This is a genomic window from Curtobacterium sp. MCPF17_050, assembly GCF_003224435.2.
Taxonomy (GTDB): Bacteria; Actinomycetota; Actinomycetes; order Actinomycetales; family Microbacteriaceae; genus Curtobacterium.
Window position 1 is genome coordinate 608,359 of record NZ_CP126250.1, and the last position, 16,025, is coordinate 624,383.

A 16,025-nucleotide genomic window follows, 5' to 3' on the forward strand; every position below is an offset into this window, starting at 1 on the left:
TCATGCGTTCCGTGAACTCCGAGAGGGCTTGTCCGGTATCCGCGTTAGCGTGGTCGCATGAGCACCGAGCACGTCGAGCAGACGATCCCCGCTTCCGCTCCCGTCGCGGCTCGTCGTGCTGCGCTGCTCGCCGCACTCGACGTCGTGCAGGGCGGCCCGGAAGAACGGTTCGAGCGCATCACCCGGATCGCCCGAGAGGCGTTCGGTGTCTCCGGCTCCTTCCTCAACCTCGCCGGCGACGACGTGCTCTTCCACAAGTCGCAGCAGTCCGACCAGGTGTTCCCCGGGTCGACGCCCCTCGTGGACACGTTCTGCGGCCGGACGCTCGACCAGGACGGCCCCGTCGTCGTGCCGGACGCACGCGACGACCTGCGCTTCTCCGACCTGCCGATGGTGAACAACGACCCGAACGTCCGCTTCTACGCCGGGGTGCCGCTGCACGTCGGTGCCGACGCGACCAAGGTCGGGACGCTCTGCCTGATCGACCCGAGCCCGCGTGCCCTCGCCCCCGAGGACGTCGCCCTGCTCGAGGAACTCGGCGTCTGGGCGGAGCGCGAACTCGCCACCGGTCTCGACGACGACCGCCTCCGCACGGTGCTCTCCGGGCTGCAGCCGCACACCGTCGACCTGCCCGGCTGGACCATCGGCGGGACGTCGATCCCGCACGGCATCGTGTCGGGCGACTTCCACGACTGGCGCATCGACGACGGCACGGTGGACCTCACCATCGCGGACGTGATGGGGAAGGGCATGGCCGCCGGACTGCTCGCGGCCGGCATGCGCGGCGCCCTGATCGCCCGCCGGCACGAGGACCCGTCCACCGCGGTCGCCGGGCTCGAGGAGCAGGTCGCCCCGGACCTCAGCGCCGCCGAGGCCTTCGCGACCCTGTTCCACGGGCGGCTCGACACGGCGACCGGTCGGCTGGCGTTCGTCGACGCCGGGCACGGACTCGTCCTGCACCTGCACGCCGACGGCACCGAGACCGTGCTGCGGTCGCTCGACCTGCCGGTCGGCCTGCACCCGATCGGGATGGACCGCGCGGCGGGGGAACTCGTCCTGGAACCGGGTGACACCGTGCTGCTCGTCAGCGACGGCGCCCTCGAGCTGTGGGACTCGACCCTGGCGTCGCTCTCCCGGCTCGGTGCGCTCCACCGGAAGTCGCCGGACCTGTCGACGTTCCTGGCCGGTGTCCGGGGCCGGGCGCTCGAACACGACCCGGGTGACGACCTGACCGTCGTGGTCGTGTCCCGCGACGCCTGACCCGGCCTGACCGGATGGCAGCGTGACCGGCTGGCAGCGCGGCCGGCTGCCTGCTCGATCGGCTGCCCGCCCGATCGGCCGCCTGCCCGGTCGGTCTCCCGCCGGCCGGGACGCGGTCAGGCGCCGAGGCGCTCGATCAGCTCGCGGTAGCGCGCGGCCGTCCGCTCGACGACCTCGTCCGGCAGCACGGGCGGGGTACCGGTGCGGTCCCAGTTCGCGCTGAGCCAGTCGCGGACGATCTGCTTGTCGAACGAGTCCGTCCGGTTGCCCGACTCGTACGCCGCTGCGTCCCAGTAGCGGCTCGAGTCGCTCGTCAGGACCTCGTCCGCGATCCGGATCAGGCCGTCGGCGTCGCGGCCGAACTCGAACTTCGTGTCCGCGATGACCACACCGCGCTGCAGGGCGATCGCCGCCGCCTCGGAGTACACGGCGAGGGACAGGTCACGCAGCGAAGCGGCGTCCGCGGGGCCGACGAGTTCCTCGGTGCGCTCGAACGAGATGTTCTCGTCGTGCTCGCCCTGCGGGGCCTTGTACGCGGGCGTGTAGATGGGCTCCGGCAGGCGGTCACCGTTCGCCAGCCCGGCGGGCAGCTGTACACCGCAGACACTGCCGGTCTCCTGGTACTCGGCCCAGCCGCTGCCGACCAGGTACCCCCGCACGACGCACTCCACGGGGAACATCCGCAGCGGCATGACGTGCATCGAGCGTGCCTCGACGGATGCCGGGACGGGCGTCGTCGCCCCGCTCGGGGTGAGCAGGTGGTTCGGGACGTCACGCAGCTGGTCGAACCAGAAGCGCGACAGCCGGGTGAGGAGCTCGCCCTTGCCCGGGATCGGCGGCTCGAGCGCGAAGTCGTAGGCGCTCACGCGGTCGGACGCGACGAGGAGCAGCTCGGTGGCACCGGCGACGTCTGCCGTCGACGCGGGCACGTACAGTTCGCGGACCTTGCCGGAGGAGACGTGTCGCCAGCCCTGGACGTCCGGGGCGGCGCTCATCGGACGACCTTCGCGGCGATGTCGGTGCGGAACTGCGCGCCGGGGAGCGTGATGTCGTGCAAGCCGGCGTAGGCGCGGTCGCGCGCTTCGGCGAAGTCGGCCCCGGTGGCGACGACGCTGAGCACCCGGCCGCCGGTCGCGACGAGGTCGCCGTCGAGGGCGCCCGTCGCCGCGTGCAGCACGGCGACGCCGTCGCGGGCGTTCGCGGCGTCGACACCCGTGATCGTCCGGCCGGTGACCGGGCTCTCCGGGTAGCCCTCGCTGGCCAGGACGACCGTGACGGCCGCCTGGTCGCGGAACTCCGGTCGCGGCGTGGAGCCGAGCTGCCCCGACGCGGCGGCGAGCAGCAGGCCGCTCAGCGGGGTCGCGAGGCGGGGGAGCACCACCTGGGTCTCGGGGTCGCCGAAGCGGGCGTTGAACTCGATCACCCGCACGCCCTGCTCGGTGACGATCAGCCCGCAGTAGAGCAGTCCGACGAAGGGCGTGCCCTCGTGCTCGAGCTGGCGGACGGTGGGCAGGGCGACCAGTTCGGTGACCTCGTCCACGAAGGCCTGCTCGGATCCCCAGCGGTCGTCGAGCCACGGCAGCGGCGAGTACGCGCCCATGCCGCCGGTGTTCGGTCCGAGGTCGCCGTCGGACAGTCGCTTGTAGTCCTGCGCGGGCGACAGCGGTCGGACGTCGTGCCCGTCGCTGAGGAAGAACAGCGAGACCTCTTCCCCGTCGAGGAACTCCTCGACCACGACGTGTCCGTGCTGCAGCCAGTAGGTCGCGTGGTCGATCGCCGCCTGGCGGTCCTCGGTCACCAGGACGCCCTTGCCCGCCGCGAGCCCGTCCGCCTTGACCACGTACGGAGCACCGAGCTCGTCGAGCGCCGCCACTGCCTCGTCCACCGTGCTGGCGGACACGGGACGTCCGGTCGGGACGCCGGCCTCGGCCATGACGCGCTTGGCGAAGGCCTTCGACCCCTCGAGCTGCGCGGCGGCCTTGCCGGGACCGAACACCGGGATGCCCCGGGTGCGGAGCGGGTCGGCGACGCCGGCGATGAGGGGCGCTTCCGGTCCGACGACGACGAGTTCGACGTCGTTCTCGAGCGCGTACTCCGCCACGAGTGGGCCGTTCGTGGGGTCGAGCGACACCGTCTCCACGTCGGCGGCGATGCCGGCGTTCCCCGGCGCTGCCGTGATGACGTGCCCGGCCTGTTCTGCCAGGAGGGCCGTGATGATCGCGTGCTCGCGGGCACCGGAACCGAGGACGAGGATTCGCACCCGATCACCCTACCGAGCCCGATGAGCCGCCCGTAGTGCACCGGCTAGCCTGTGGGGATGCCGCCGAAGACCATCGACGACGCCGTCGGCCGGGCCGCGCTCGACGCCGTCACCGCCGGCGCGACCGACCGCTCCTCGATCGCGACGGCCGTCCGCTGGACCCTGCAGCGCCTGGCCGAGGACGTGCCCGGCAACAGCGTCGAGGTGCGGGTCCCGCCGTTCGCCGCGGTGCAGGCCGTGCCCGGACCGCGGCACACGCGCGGCACGCCGCCGAACGTGGTCGAGACGGACGCGACGACGTGGCTCGCGCTCGCGACGGGTCGGCAGCACTGGGACGACCCGGAGACCACCCGCCGCGTCAGCGCGTCCGGTTCGCGGGCCGACATCGCCGCGTTCCTGCCGGTCCGCCTGCCCTGACCCGGCGGCGTGGTGACACGCACGTCGGTCTCGGTACCCGGGGGAATTAGGTAGGTCCTACCGATGTGGACCGTGCACCCGCTTCTCTAGCCTTGGTGAAGCCGCCGGGATTCGGACCCGACCCGAACGGGTCCGAACCCGGCGACGCATTCCACGCTACGCGAAACCGGGCGCCGTGTGTCAACGGCAGCGGCGAGTCGTGCTGCATCCCGCAACTTCTTCTGCGGTCTGCCCAGACCGTTCCGTCCTGCTCAGACCGTTCCGTGCGCAGACCGTTCCGTGCGCCGGCCGTTCCGTGCGCGGGCCGTTCCGTGCCCGGCCCGGTCATCCCCGGCTCGTTCTGTGTTCAGACGAGTTCGACGAGCTCCGACCGTGCGCGGATGTCCCACTTCGCGAACACGCGTGACATGTGTGCGTCCACCGTCCGGACCGACAACCCGAGTCGGTCCGCGATCCGCCGGTTCGAGTACCCCTGGGCGGCGAGCTCGGCCACCTCGTACTCGCGCTTCGTGAGCGGCTGCTTCGTCCGGCCCGCGGTGACGGCCATGCCGCACGCGGCCAGGTCGGCCTGGGCGCTGGCGATCCACGCGCGGTCACCCGACCGCAGGGCGTCGGCGTACCCGGTGATCGCCGCGGCCAGGGGCCCGTCGACCCGGGTGGCCGCGTCCTGCATCCGCGCGAGGGACGCGGCGGTGTCCCGACCGGCCATCGCGTCCATCGCGTAGTGCAGGGTCTGCGCGTAGAGCACGTGGGTCCACGCGCCCGCCGCCGTCCCGCGCGCGATGATCTCGTCGGCCCGCCGGAGCCCGGACGGGTTCCCGAGCAGCGCCTCGGTCCACGCGATCGTCGTCTCGATCTGGTCGCCGAGGATGCGCATCGCACGGAGCGGTGTGGTCCGCGCCCGCTCCACGGACTCGGCTGCTGCGTCCGGCATGTCGGCGTACGCCTGGGACATGGCCAGACGGGACCACGCGTAGGCCGAGAAGCCGCCGGGGTCGATGACCTCGTACCGTTCGCACGCGGCCGTGAAGGCCGTCACGGCGTCGGACCACCGTCGCTCCCCGAGCGCCCGGTTCCCGATGCCGAAGAGCTCGAGGGTGAAGTCGTACTTGAGGAACGGGTCGGCCCGGATGAGCGGGACCTGCGTCACCATCTCGGCGATGTCCCCGCGCCACACCTGGACCTGGTGCAGCACCGACACGACCTCCCCCACGGTCCACGGCGAGTCCTCGAGGTGGACCGTGGCGGTCGCCAGGCAGGCGTGGGCCAGTCGCATCGCGTCGTCCAGCCGCCCACCGGTGCCGAGGGCCATCACGGCGCACGCGGCGATGGGCAGGAAGGACCGCGGGATCGCCGGGGCGTGCAGGACCCCGGCGCGCTCGATCTCCTGTCGGATCTCGGCGAATTCGCCGCCCCACCCGAGGTGCGAGAGCCGCAGGACGCGCAGCTGCTCGCGCGCGGCCGGGCCGACGTGCGCGACGGCGATCTCGGTCAGCGTCACGGCGGACGCGGCGTCGTCGTCGTGGAACTGCCGGAGGTTGGCGAGTGTCTCGCACGCCTCGACGACCGCGACGTCGTCGACGTCGACGCCGGACGTGGCGAGGCCCCAGGCGGCTTCGGCGTCGACCCGCCCGGCCTCGCGTCCGCTGCTGTACCCGTGGGCGAGCGAGCGCAGGCAGTGGGTGCGGACCCGCTCCGTCGGCGTGAGGACCGCCCCGAGCATGGCGGACGTCAGGGCGATCGTGCTCTCGTGCTCCTGGAGGCCGTTCGCGATCCGCGCTGCGTCGAGCAACTGGTCGACGGGCGGCAGGACACCGCACTCGAGCGCCCACAGGATCGCGCGGAGACGTGCCGCCGGCGGTGCGCCCTCCTGCCGGTCGGTGCGGAAGGCGTTGGCCCGCGCGAACAGGGCGGTCCGTCGGGCGACGGGCACCAGGGCCCGGACGACGTCGCCGACGAGGGGGTGGGACGACCGTGCGACCGGGCTGCCGGTGCCCGTGGAGTCCATCCGCACGAACCCGAGGCCGACCGCCCGGTCCAGGTCGCTCCCGTCCACCAGGGCGAGCAGGCGGGACACCGGGATCGGCTCGGCGAGCGCGACGATCTCCACGACGTCGCGCAGGTCGCCGGGGAGCGCGGCGAGTTCGGTCCGGTACATGTCGGCCAGGCTGTGGGACGCGGTGACCCGCCCGCGCCAGTACCAGCTCAGCGCGGTGTGCTCGAGCGCGCCGGAGGCCAGGCCGGCACGCACCACCTCGCGCAGGTACAGCGGGTTGCCCTGGGTCGCCCGGTGCACCTGTTCCACCGAGGCGGGTTCCAGCGGGGCACCGAGCGCGCGTTCCAGGAGCGAGGACGTCTCGTCCACGTCGAGCGGCACGAGGTCGATCCGCTCGAGGAGGTCGTCCTGCCAGAGCGCCCGCAGCGGTTCGGCCAGCGCCGTGAAGTCGCGGCAGGTGAGGACGAGCCGCGCGCCGTGGTCGCGCACGAGCCACGCGACGTAGCGGGCGGACAGCGCATCGAGCAGGTCCGCGTCGTCGACCCGCAGCACGAGCTCCCGACCCTCCGTCCGGGCCGCGCGGCGCAGGAGTTCCTCGGCCGGGACCGGTTCCGTCAGGTCGTCGCCGAGCACGTCGCCGAACCGGTCCGAGACCGCACCGAACGGCATCGAGGAACCGGCGGCGACCGCGGTGATCGGCACGACCAGGGGTGCCGGGTCCGGCGCTCGTCGGACCACGCGGTCGGTGACGCGGGCGGCGACGGTGGTCTTCCCGAGTCCGGGCGCACCGACGAGCGCGACGCTCCACCGGTGATCGGCGACGACCGCGACGGCCCGGTCTTCCTCTCGGCGGCGGAGCACCGGCCATGACAACCGGGCGGGAGCCCGCGTCGGACGGCGGTCACCCGGGTCGGCTTCGTCGACCATCGCGCACCTCCCGTCTCGAAACCCCGCGGTACCGGACCATCATCTCGCGTCCAGTGGATGAACTGCCGCGCGAGCCTCCTCCCAAGGTGGGGGACAATGGGACGGTGAGCGACACCGATCGACCCGACCAGCGTCCGGTCCCGGCACCCGACGTGGTCACCTCCCCGGACCAGGTCACCATCCGACGCGCCCCACGCTTCAGCGTCTTCATCCTCGGCGGCGCCGTGCTCGGCTTCCTCGTGACGGTCGTCGTCGTCGCGCTCACCATGGGCCTCGACCGCGGCGACCAGCAGGAGACGACGGGCTTCGCCGGGCTCGTCGGGTACTTCGGCCTCTACGGCGTCTCGATCGGCATGCTCGTCGGTGCGCTCGTCGCGGTCGTCCTCGACCGGGTGTCGTCCCGTCGAGCGGCGAGCCTGACCGCCGAGCGGGTCACGGTCGACCCGGTCCCGGAGACGGTCGACGGCGAGCTCGAGGACCACGACGGCCCCGCCACCGGCCCGGCGTCCCCGACCGATGCGACGGCCGAGCCCACTGCGGACGACCAGGGGCACCCCGAGCGCTGAGGTCGCGGACGCGATCACGAACGGACTGGAGGCCCGTCACCAGCTGGTGACGGGCCTCCAGTCCGTGGTCCCGACGCTCCGGACCGACGTCAGCTGAGCTGGTTCGCCTCGACCCAGGCGAGGTACTCCGGCGACACCGTGCCGGTGACGTACTCACCGGTGAAGCAGCTCATCTCGAGGTCCGGGACGTCCGACCCCTCGATGATCGCGTCGCGCATGTCGCCGATCTCCTGGTAGATCAGGTGGTCGCTGCCGAGCACCGTGTTGATCTCGGGGATCTTGCGGTCGTGCGCGATCAGTTCGGCACGGGTCGGCATGTTGATGCCGTAGACGTGCGGGTAGCGGACCGGCGGCGCGGCGCTGGTGAACGTGACCTCGTTCGCGCCGGCGGCACGGGCCATCTCGACGATCTCGCGGCTCGTCGTGCCCCGCACGATCGAGTCATCGACGATGAGGATGTTCTTGCCCTTGAACTCGGACGACATCGCGTTGAGCTTCTGTCGGACGCTGCGCTTGCGCTCCGCCTGGCCCGGCATGATGAAGGTCCGGCCGACGTAGCGGTTCTTGTAGAAGCCCTCGCGGTACTCGATGCCGAGCTTCTGCGCGACCTGCATCGCTGCCGGTCGGGACGAGTCCGGGATCGGCATGACGACGTCGATGTCACCGGTCGGCGCGTACTGCTCGATGGTGTCGGCCAGGCGGTTGCCGAGACGGAGACGGGCGTCGTAGACCGAGATGCCGTTCATCACGGAGTCCGGACGGGCCAGGTAGACGTACTCGAAGGCGCACGGGACGAGCCGCGGGTCCTTCGCGCACTGTCGGGCGTGCATCGTGCCGTCCATCTCGATGAAGACGGCCTCACCGGGAGCGACGTCACGGACGATGTCGTAGCCGCCGGACTCGAGCACGAGGGACTCGCTCGCGACGACCCACTCGCTCTTCCCCGCGTCGTCGAACTTGTGCCCGAGGATGAGCGGACGGATGCCGAACGGGTCGCGGAACGCGAGCAGGCCGTGCCCGGCGATCGTCGCGATCGTGGCGTACGAGCCCTCGACCCGCTCGTGCACGCGCTCGACGGCGTCGAACACCTGCCCCGGGTCCAGGTGCTTGCCGCGGACCTGGCCCTGCAGCTCGTGCGCGAGGACGTTCACGAGCAGCTCGGTGTCCGAGGTCGTGTTGAGGTGCCGGCGGTCGATGTCGAACAGCTCCCGCGTGAGTTCACGCGTGTTCGTCAGGTTGCCGTTGTGCACCAGCACGATGCCGTAGGGCGCGTTCACGTAGAACGGCTGAGCCTCTTCCTCGTTCGTCGCGGCGCCACGGGTGGCGTACCGGACGTGGCCGAGACCCATGGTCCCGAGGAGCGCCCGCATGTCACGGGTGCGGAAGGCCTCGCGCACGTGACCGCGGGTCTTGTGCATGTGGTGCACGTGCCCGTCGACGGTGGCGATGCCCGTCGAGTCCTGTCCCCGGTGTTGCAGGAGGAGCAGTGCGTCGTAGATGGATTGGTTTGCAGGCCCCTGCGCAACGAGGCCGACGATGCCGCACATTCGCGGGGTGCTCCAGACCGTAGGATCGGGTGGTACCGAACAAGTCTGCCATGCCCAGCGGAGGACGACGTATGCCCAACCCCTACGCCGAGGCCGGTGTCGACACCGCCGCCGGTGACCTGGCCGTCGAGCTCATGAAGTCCGCCGTCTCGGCGACGCACAACGCGTCCGTCCTGGGCGGCGTCGGTGGCTTCGCCGGGCTCTACGACGTCTCGTTCCTCAAGGACTTCGAGCGCCCGTTGCTCGCGACCTCGACCGACGGCGTGGGGACGAAGGTCGCGATCGCGCAGGCCATCGACAAGCACGACACCATCGGGCAGGACCTGGTCGGCATGGTCGTCGACGACATCGTCGTGGTCGGCGCGAAGCCGCTCTTCATGACGGACTACATCGCCTGCGGCCGGGTCGTGCCGAACCGGATCGCCGACATCGTCGCCGGGATCGCCCGCGGCTGTGCGGCCACGGGCACCGCGCTCGTCGGTGGCGAGACCGCGGAACACCCCGGCCTGCTCGGTCCGGACGACTACGACGTCGCCGGTGCCGCGGTCGGCGCGGTCGAGGCCGGCTCGCAGCTCGGCGCGCACCTCGTGCAGGACGGCGACGCGGTCATCGCGATCGAGTCCTCCGGACTGCACTCGAACGGGTACTCGCTCGTCCGGCACGTCCTCGGCCAGCGCGGCATCGGCTACACGGACACGCTGCCGGAGCTCGGCGGCCTGGTGGGGGAGGCCCTGCTCGAGCCGACCCGCCTGTACACGTCCCCGCTGCTGGACCTGATCGAGCAGCACCCCGGTGCCGTGCACTCGCTCTCGCACGTGACGGGCGGTGGCATCGCGGCGAACCTGGCGCGCGTGCTGCCCGTCGGGTCCTGGGTCGAGGTCGAGCGGTCCACCTGGCAGCCGCTGCCGGTGTTCCGCGTGCTCGCCGACCTGGCCGGCACCCCGATCGAGGACACCGAGGGCACCTGGAACCTCGGCATCGGCATGTTCGCCGTCGTGTCCGGTGCCGCGGCGGACGAGGTCATCGCGTCCCTCGGGGCAGCCGGACTGCCCGCGTGGACGGTCGGCTCGGTGTCGATCGGTGCGCGCGACCTGACCGGGTTCGAGCAGGGCGCCAAGGGCGTCGACGGCGGGGCCGTGCGCCTCGTGGGGTCCTACGCGGGCTGAGGCGCCCCGCCCGGTACCGCCCCTGGGCAGCCCGCTCCCCGAGGTTCCAGAATCACGGAACCTCGGCGCGCCAGGTCCCGCGTTCGCGGAACCGGGACGTCCGACGCGCGGCGAGTTGCGGAACCTCCTCGGTGCCGCGCGTCGAGGTCGCCCGACCCGCCGTGCGCGGCGTCGTCGAGGTCGCACGACCCGCCGTGCGCGGCGTCGTCGAGGTCGCACGACCCGCCATGCGCGCTCGGTCGAGGTCGCACGACTCACCGTGCGCGGCGTCGTCGAGGTCGCACGACCCGCCATGCGCGCTCCGTCGAGGTCGCAGAAGCGGCCGCCACCGGCGCGCGGCGGCGGCAGATCGTGCAACCTCGGCGGAGGCCCGGCGGCGGCAGACCGTGCGACCCCGGCGGATGCCCGGCGGCGGCAGGCCGTGCAACCCCAGCGGATGCCCGCGCGGCGGCAGATCGTGCAACCCCGGCGGAGGCGAGGCCGGCACGGCGTGCCGCGGCGGAGGCGCGACGACGCATCCGCCCGGGCACGACGAGACGCCGCGCTCCCCGGAGGGGCGCGGCGTCGTCAGACCGGGAGGTCAGGCGGACTTGTTCGTGTCCGTCTGGTTCTCCAGGTCACCATCGTCACCGAACTCGTCGGCCCAGCGGTCGACGTAGTCGGGCTCGTCCGACTGTTGTGCGACGGAGAGTTCGCGTTCGAGAGCACCGTAGTTCGTGTCCGGGCTGAAGTACTTCAGCTCCCGGGCGACCTTGGTGTGCTTCGCCTTCTGACGGCCGCGCCCCATGCGTGACCCCCTCTGTGTCGGCTCGTGTCCGGTCTCGGCGGGCGACGAGTGTGCACCCGGGAAGAACAGACGGTTCGTGGTTTGAAATCTGTCGGCCACTTTACCATGTACCCCGTTGCCGACTTCGCCCGGCGCGTCCCGAGCACAGCAGAATCGAGGGTGATGCGCACCGCCGACCAACACGCCCATGTCGTCGTGATCGGCGCGGGCCAGGCAGGCCTCTCCGTCGCCTGGCACCTCCAGCGCGCCGGACTCACCGCCGGCCGCGACCTGGTCGTCCTCGACCGTGCTCCGGGAACGGGAGGCGCGTGGCAGTTCCGCTGGGAGGCCCTCCGGCTCGGCCTCGCGCACCGGGTGCACGACCTGCCGGGCATGCACGAGATGGGGTTGCACTTCGACGACGCGGACCGCTCACGTCCGGCCCGTGACGTCGTCGCGGAGTACTACCGGCGGTTCGAGGAGCACCACGACCTCCGGGTGCGTCGCCCCGTCGCCGTCACGGCGGTCCGCCGCGAGGTCGGGTCCGGTCCCGCCGGCAGCACGCCCGCGCTCGTGGTCGAGACCCGCGACGACGACGGGACCACCGGGGTGATCCGCGCGGAGGTGGTCGTCAACGCCTCCGGTACGTGGGGCACACCGTTCGTGCCGTGGGTGCCGGGTCGCGACGTGTTCCGGGGCCGTCAGCTCGACACGACGGGGTACCGCGACGCGTCGGAGTTCGCGGGGCAGGACATCGTGGTCGTCGGTGGTGGCACGAGCGCCATCGGCTTCCTGCTCGAGCTCGACGGCGTCGCCCGGACCACGCGGTGGTTCACCCGTCGCCCGGTGGTCTGGTCCGACGACCCGGATCTCGCGCTCGGCGCCGCCGTGGCGGCCGTCGAGGACCAGGACCGGGCAGCGAAGGCGGGACGGACGCTGCCGAGCATCGTCAGCGGGACGGGCCTCCCGGTCTCACCGCGGATCCGACGCGGCCTGGCGCGTGGGCTGTTGCAGCCCGAGCCGATGTTCGTCCGGCTCGACGCGGACGGCGTCGAGACCGCGACCGGTGAGCACGTGCACGCCGACGCCGTCATCTGGGCGACCGGGTTCCGCGCGGACCTCCGGCACCTCGCGCCGCTGCACCTGCGGACCGAGGCCGGTGGGGTCGTCGTGGAGGACGGGCGTGCCGGAGCCGAACCGCGCCTCTTCCTCGCCGGGTACGGCCCGCAGGCGTCGACCATCGGTGCGAACCGCGCCGGTCGTCGGATCGCCCGCCAGGTCCTGGCGGTGCTGGCCGCGGACGACGGGGAGCGGTCACCCGCTCGGGCGTGACCGACAGCGGTGGACCGCACCGCTGGCATCGCGGCTCCGTCCGGCAGTCCCGGTCGACCCTGACCGCGACGGGGACGGCGATCGCGACGGAGATGCCGGACGGCGGCCCGCTGGGATGCGGACCGCCGTACAGCAACGCCTGCGGTTCAGTTGGTGCCGCGGCCGGTCTTCTGCTGCAGGCGGTCGATGTTCTCCGAGGCCTCGGCCTTGTTGAGGTCGGCGGGGAGCTCCTCGCCGGCTTCGCGCGCGAGGGTGTCGAGGTAGCTGCGCTGCGGGCCGGTCATCGGCTCGTCACCGGTCACCCACTGCTCGGGGTCCTTGCTCGCGGTGGTCGACGGGTCCGGGCGCTCGCCGCCGAGGGTCTCCGGCTGGTTCTGGTCTGCATCACTCATGAGCGTGACCGTACGCCGCACCCCCGACGTCCCGCGCAGCACGGCGTCCCCCGACGACCGGCGAACGGACAGGCGACGCCGGACCGGCGCCAGTCCGGCGCCATCCGGCGCCAGTCCCGCGTCAGACCGGCGTCGCCGTGTACCGCACCAGGTCTCCGCCGACGTCGCTCGCCGCGATCGGGACGACCCGGCCGCCCCGCTCGATCCAGAGCGTGTTCGCCTGTTCGTCGAGCCGGTCCACCGGGTGCAGGGCCCCGTCCAGCAGCACCGAGGCGCTCACGCGGACCCGTCCGGACGCGGGTCGCGGCGGCAGCCCCGGCACGTCGTCGGCGTACTCCGGGTACTCGCCGGGGGCCAGGAGCGGCGCCACAGGCGTCGTCACGACCTCCACGCCGGCAGCACCGGTCGACGTGCGGTGCGCCGGTGCTGTCCCGCCCAGGTCGTCGCCGTCGCGCCCCGCGACGGTCACGACCACGAGCCGCACGGCCTGGTCCATCGGCAGTGGGACGTCGACCTTCGGGGCCTCCGCCGTCCCGGCCAGTGCGCGGAACGCGGGCCGCCCGTCGGAGCCGAGGTGGGCCTCCTGGCCGTCGATGCGGACCCGGCCGCGCCCTCGCGAGTCGGCGTAGACCCCGGGCTCCAGCCCGGAACGGCGGGCGTCCAGGAGGCTCACCACGACCCGGTCCGGCCGGTACCAGTCCCGGAGCGTGGCCGGGTCCACCCAGCCGATGCTCGCGACGCCGCGCGTCAGTTCGGCGGAGTCGTCGGCGGCGCGCTCGTCGAGCGCGCCGAGCGGGTGCTCGCCGCGCACCGCGACGAGCCCGTCGTAGCGGCCGTCCGGCGAGACCGGCGGGCGGTGGTCGAGCACCTCGACGCGCTTCGAGACCTTGCCGCCGTGTCCGTCGAAGGTCGCGAAGGTACGGAGGTCCTCGGGCACGGTGGTCATGGGGTCACATGGTACGACCGGACACCGTCACGCGGGGTCATCGCTCGACCGTGCTCGGCTCAGACGCGGTCGTCCGGCGCGTGCGGGACCGGCGGTGCGGTCGGGACGAGGGATCGGATCTCACCCGTGCAGGTCGCGGGGTCGACGCCCTCCGCGGGGCCGGCCGGTCGCGTCGCTCGGCGCGAGGGGGTGCCGGCGTTCGCGAGCTTCTGCGGTTCCAGGCTGTTGCGCTGGGCGGAGCGGATGAGCCGGTCCTCCTCGGCCTCCGAGCGGAAGACGCCGTGCGGCGACCGGCGGAGGGCGGGTCGGACGGGCTCGCCGCGGCGGTCCTGCCCGGGGAAGGGGCGGGAGCGCTTGCCGTAGAGCAGCTCCGACGAGTCGAGCAGCCACGGGACGAGCGCGACCGTGACGCCGTGCATGAGCAGCAGCTTCTTGCGGATGCGGCGGCCGCGGTGGTTGTGCAGCAGCCCCTCCCACCAGTGGCCGACGATGAACACCGGGGTGTAGACCGTGACGACCTCGGACCCGTGCTCGAGCCGGTGCGCCTTGATGTACTTGATGAGGGGCATCGAGATGTCGCGGTACGGGCTCGGCACCATCGTCAACGGGACCTCGATGCCGTGCTCGGCCCACTGCTCCCGGAGGCGCGCGGCCTCGGCGTCGTCGATGGCGACGTGCACCGCCTCGAGGTCGGCGTGCTTCGCGGCGATGGCGTAGTCGAGCGCCTTCAGCACGGGCTTCTGCAGCTTGTTCACGAGGACGATGGCGTGGTCGCCCGTGGCGCCGAACTCGGTCTCCGCGTCGGCCGCGATCTCGTGCGAGACGTCGCGGTAGTAGCGGTTCACGCCGAGCATGAGCACGAACAGCACCGGCATGATCACGAAGACGAGCCAGGCGCCGTGCGTGAACTTCGTGATGGTGACGATGACGAGCACCACGAACGTGAAGGTGGCGCCGATCGAGTTGATCGTGAGGCTGCGGATGACCTGCCCGCGGTGCACGGGCTCCCCGGCGGTGCCGGCACGGTCGGCGCGGAGCAGGCTCACCCAGTGCTTGACCATCCCGCTCTGCCCGAGCGTGAACGAGACGAACACGCCGATGATGTACAGCTGGATCAGGCTCGTGACGTTCGCCCGGTAGACGATGAGCAGTGCGGCCGCGACGAGCGCGAGCACGATGACGCCGTTCGAGTAGATGAGCCGGTCACCGCGGGTGGACAGCGCCTTCGGGGCGTACGAGTCGCGCGCCAGGATCGAGCCGAGCAGCGGGAACCCGTTGAACGCCGTGTTCGCGGCGAGGAGCAGCACCGCCGCCGTGGTCGCCTGGATGACGAAGAACAGGATCGAGTTGTTGCCGAACGTGGCTGCGGCGATCTGGGCGATGAGGGAGCGCTGCGGTGTCGCCGCGCAGTCCGCGAAGCCCTGCAGGTCGCACGCGTTCTCGGCGTAGTGCACGCGGGAGACGAGGGCGAGCGTGATGAGGCCGACGAACAGCACGATCGCGATGCCGCCCATGAGCACGAGGGTCTGCTGCGCGTTCTTGATCTTCGGGCGGCGGAAGGCCGGGATGCCGTTCGCGATCGCCTCGACACCGGTGAGCGCCGAACAGCCGGACGCGAAGGCCCGGAGGAGCAGGAGGATGAAGGCCGCCTGCGTGGTGTGCTCGATGTTCTCGACGGTGTAGCCGGCGGACTCGGCCACGGGCGCGTCCCCGGCGACGATGCGGACGAGGCCGGTCACGACCATCAGGAAGACGCTCGCCACGAACAGGTAGGTCGGGACGGCGAAGGCCTTGCTCGACTCGCGGACGCCGCGGAGGTTCGCGGCCGCCAGCAGCACGACGAACAGGAGCGCCAGCTCCACGCGGAACGGGTTGAGCATCGGCAGCGCCGAGATGATGTTGTCGACGCCGGAGGCCACCGACACGGCGACCGTCATCACGTAGTCGACGAGGAGGGCGCTCGCGACGACGAGCCCGGCCTTCTCGCCGAGGTTCCGGTGCGCGACCTCGTAGTCGCCGCCCCCGGACGGGTACGCCTTGATGAGCTGCCGGTAGGACGCGACGACGACCACGAGCAGCAGCACGACGAGCGCGGCCACCCAGGGGGCGAACGTCAGGAACGCCATCCCGCCGAGCAGCAGGATCATGAGCAGTTCCTGCGGTGCGTACGCCACGGAGGAGAGCGGGTCGCTGGCGAAGATGGGGAGCGCCAGGTGCTTCGGCAGGAGCTGCCCCTCGAGTTTCTCGGAGGGGAGCGGGTCGCCGATCAGTCGGGCTTTCAACGACCGGGTCTCGTTGGTCACGAGCGACGAACTTACTCGTTGGCGGGGCGAACGCAACACCGGAGGCCGGAACCGTATTCCCCCACGACCGGACGGGACGCGGAGAACCCCTCCGATCCGCGGATCGTCGCGGATCGGAGGGGTTCTCCTGTCCTTCTCTGAAGGAAC

General features: G+C 72.2%; 13 protein-coding genes. 5 read left to right on the forward strand and 8 right to left on the reverse strand.

Translation table 11 applies throughout. From position 1 onward, the window contains the following. The first annotated feature begins 57 nt into the window (after nt 1-57). On the forward strand, nt 58-1,260 hold the full coding sequence (locus DEJ34_RS02915) for a SpoIIE family protein phosphatase (protein ID WP_110911382.1): 1,203 nt from the start codon (nt 58-60) through the stop codon (nt 1,258-1,260). Nucleotides 1,261-1,376: 116 nt separating this feature from the next. Here the strand turns inward: DEJ34_RS02915 and DEJ34_RS02920 are convergent, their stop codons facing one another. Then, entirely contained in the window at nt 1,377-2,255 is an 879-nt protein-coding gene (locus DEJ34_RS02920) for a phosphoribosylaminoimidazolesuccinocarboxamide synthase (protein ID WP_110911383.1), read from the reverse strand. Beyond that, on the reverse strand, nt 2,252-3,520 hold the full coding sequence (gene purD / locus DEJ34_RS02925) for a phosphoribosylamine--glycine ligase (protein ID WP_110911384.1): 1,269 nt from the start codon (nt 3,518-3,520) through the stop codon (nt 2,252-2,254). The genes DEJ34_RS02920 and purD overlap by 4 nt, the downstream gene beginning before the upstream one ends. A 57-nt stretch (nt 3,521-3,577) precedes the next feature. Between purD and DEJ34_RS02930 the strand changes: the two genes are divergently transcribed. Continuing rightward, nucleotides 3,578-3,937, forward strand: a complete 360-nt coding sequence (locus DEJ34_RS02930) for a sterol carrier family protein (protein ID WP_110823507.1) — start codon at nt 3,578-3,580, stop codon at nt 3,935-3,937. 346 nt (nt 3,938-4,283) lie between these two features. Here DEJ34_RS02930 and DEJ34_RS02935 read toward each other — a convergent pair whose 3' ends face one another. Further along, entirely contained in the window at nt 4,284-6,860 is a 2,577-nt protein-coding gene (locus tag DEJ34_RS02935; RefSeq protein ID WP_110911385.1) for a helix-turn-helix transcriptional regulator, read from the reverse strand. A gap of 104 nt (nt 6,861-6,964) precedes the next feature. Here DEJ34_RS02935 and DEJ34_RS02940 point away from each other — a divergent pair, with 104 nt between their 5' ends. Continuing rightward, nucleotides 6,965-7,426: a hypothetical protein gene (locus DEJ34_RS02940; protein ID WP_110911386.1), complete on the forward strand. Its 462-nt coding sequence runs from the start codon at nt 6,965-6,967 to the stop codon at nt 7,424-7,426. Between the two features lie 89 nt (nt 7,427-7,515). On the opposite strand, the gene purF is transcribed toward DEJ34_RS02940, so the two are convergent. Continuing rightward, entirely contained in the window at nt 7,516-8,973 is a 1,458-nt protein-coding gene (purF, locus tag DEJ34_RS02945) for an amidophosphoribosyltransferase (RefSeq protein WP_110823510.1), read from the reverse strand. Nucleotides 8,974-9,044: 71 nt separating this feature from the next. On the opposite strand from purF, the gene purM reads away from it, so the two are divergent. Next, nucleotides 9,045-10,139 (forward strand): phosphoribosylformylglycinamidine cyclo-ligase, encoded by a 1,095-nt coding sequence (purM, locus tag DEJ34_RS02950; RefSeq protein WP_110911387.1) that lies wholly within the window; start codon nt 9,045-9,047, stop codon nt 10,137-10,139. A 580-nt stretch (nt 10,140-10,719) separates the two neighbouring features. Here purM and DEJ34_RS02955 read toward each other — a convergent pair. Next, on the reverse strand, nt 10,720-10,926 hold the full coding sequence (locus tag DEJ34_RS02955; protein WP_110823512.1) for a DUF3073 domain-containing protein: 207 nt from the start codon (nt 10,924-10,926) through the stop codon (nt 10,720-10,722). A gap of 162 nt (nt 10,927-11,088) precedes the next feature. Between DEJ34_RS02955 and DEJ34_RS02960 the strand changes: the two genes are divergently transcribed. After that, nucleotides 11,089-12,237 (forward strand): NAD(P)-binding domain-containing protein, encoded by a 1,149-nt coding sequence (locus DEJ34_RS02960; protein ID WP_110911388.1) that lies wholly within the window; start codon nt 11,089-11,091, stop codon nt 12,235-12,237. 146 nt (nt 12,238-12,383) lie between these two features. Here DEJ34_RS02960 and DEJ34_RS02965 read toward each other — a convergent pair whose 3' ends face one another. The 3 genes from DEJ34_RS02965 to DEJ34_RS02975 all read right to left on the reverse strand — a co-directional run bounded on the left by DEJ34_RS02965 (nt 12,384) and on the right by DEJ34_RS02975 (nt 15,878). After that, nucleotides 12,384-12,629, reverse strand: a complete 246-nt coding sequence (locus DEJ34_RS02965) for a DUF3072 domain-containing protein (RefSeq protein WP_110823514.1) — start codon at nt 12,627-12,629, stop codon at nt 12,384-12,386. Between the two features lie 121 nt (nt 12,630-12,750). After that, on the reverse strand, nt 12,751-13,575 hold the full coding sequence (locus DEJ34_RS02970) for a hypothetical protein (RefSeq protein WP_110890726.1): 825 nt from the start codon (nt 13,573-13,575) through the stop codon (nt 12,751-12,753). A gap of 59 nt (nt 13,576-13,634) precedes the next feature. Further along, nucleotides 13,635-15,878, reverse strand: a complete 2,244-nt coding sequence (locus DEJ34_RS02975) for an APC family permease (RefSeq protein WP_258368320.1) — start codon at nt 15,876-15,878, stop codon at nt 13,635-13,637. Nucleotides 15,879-16,025: the final 147 nt, after the last annotated feature.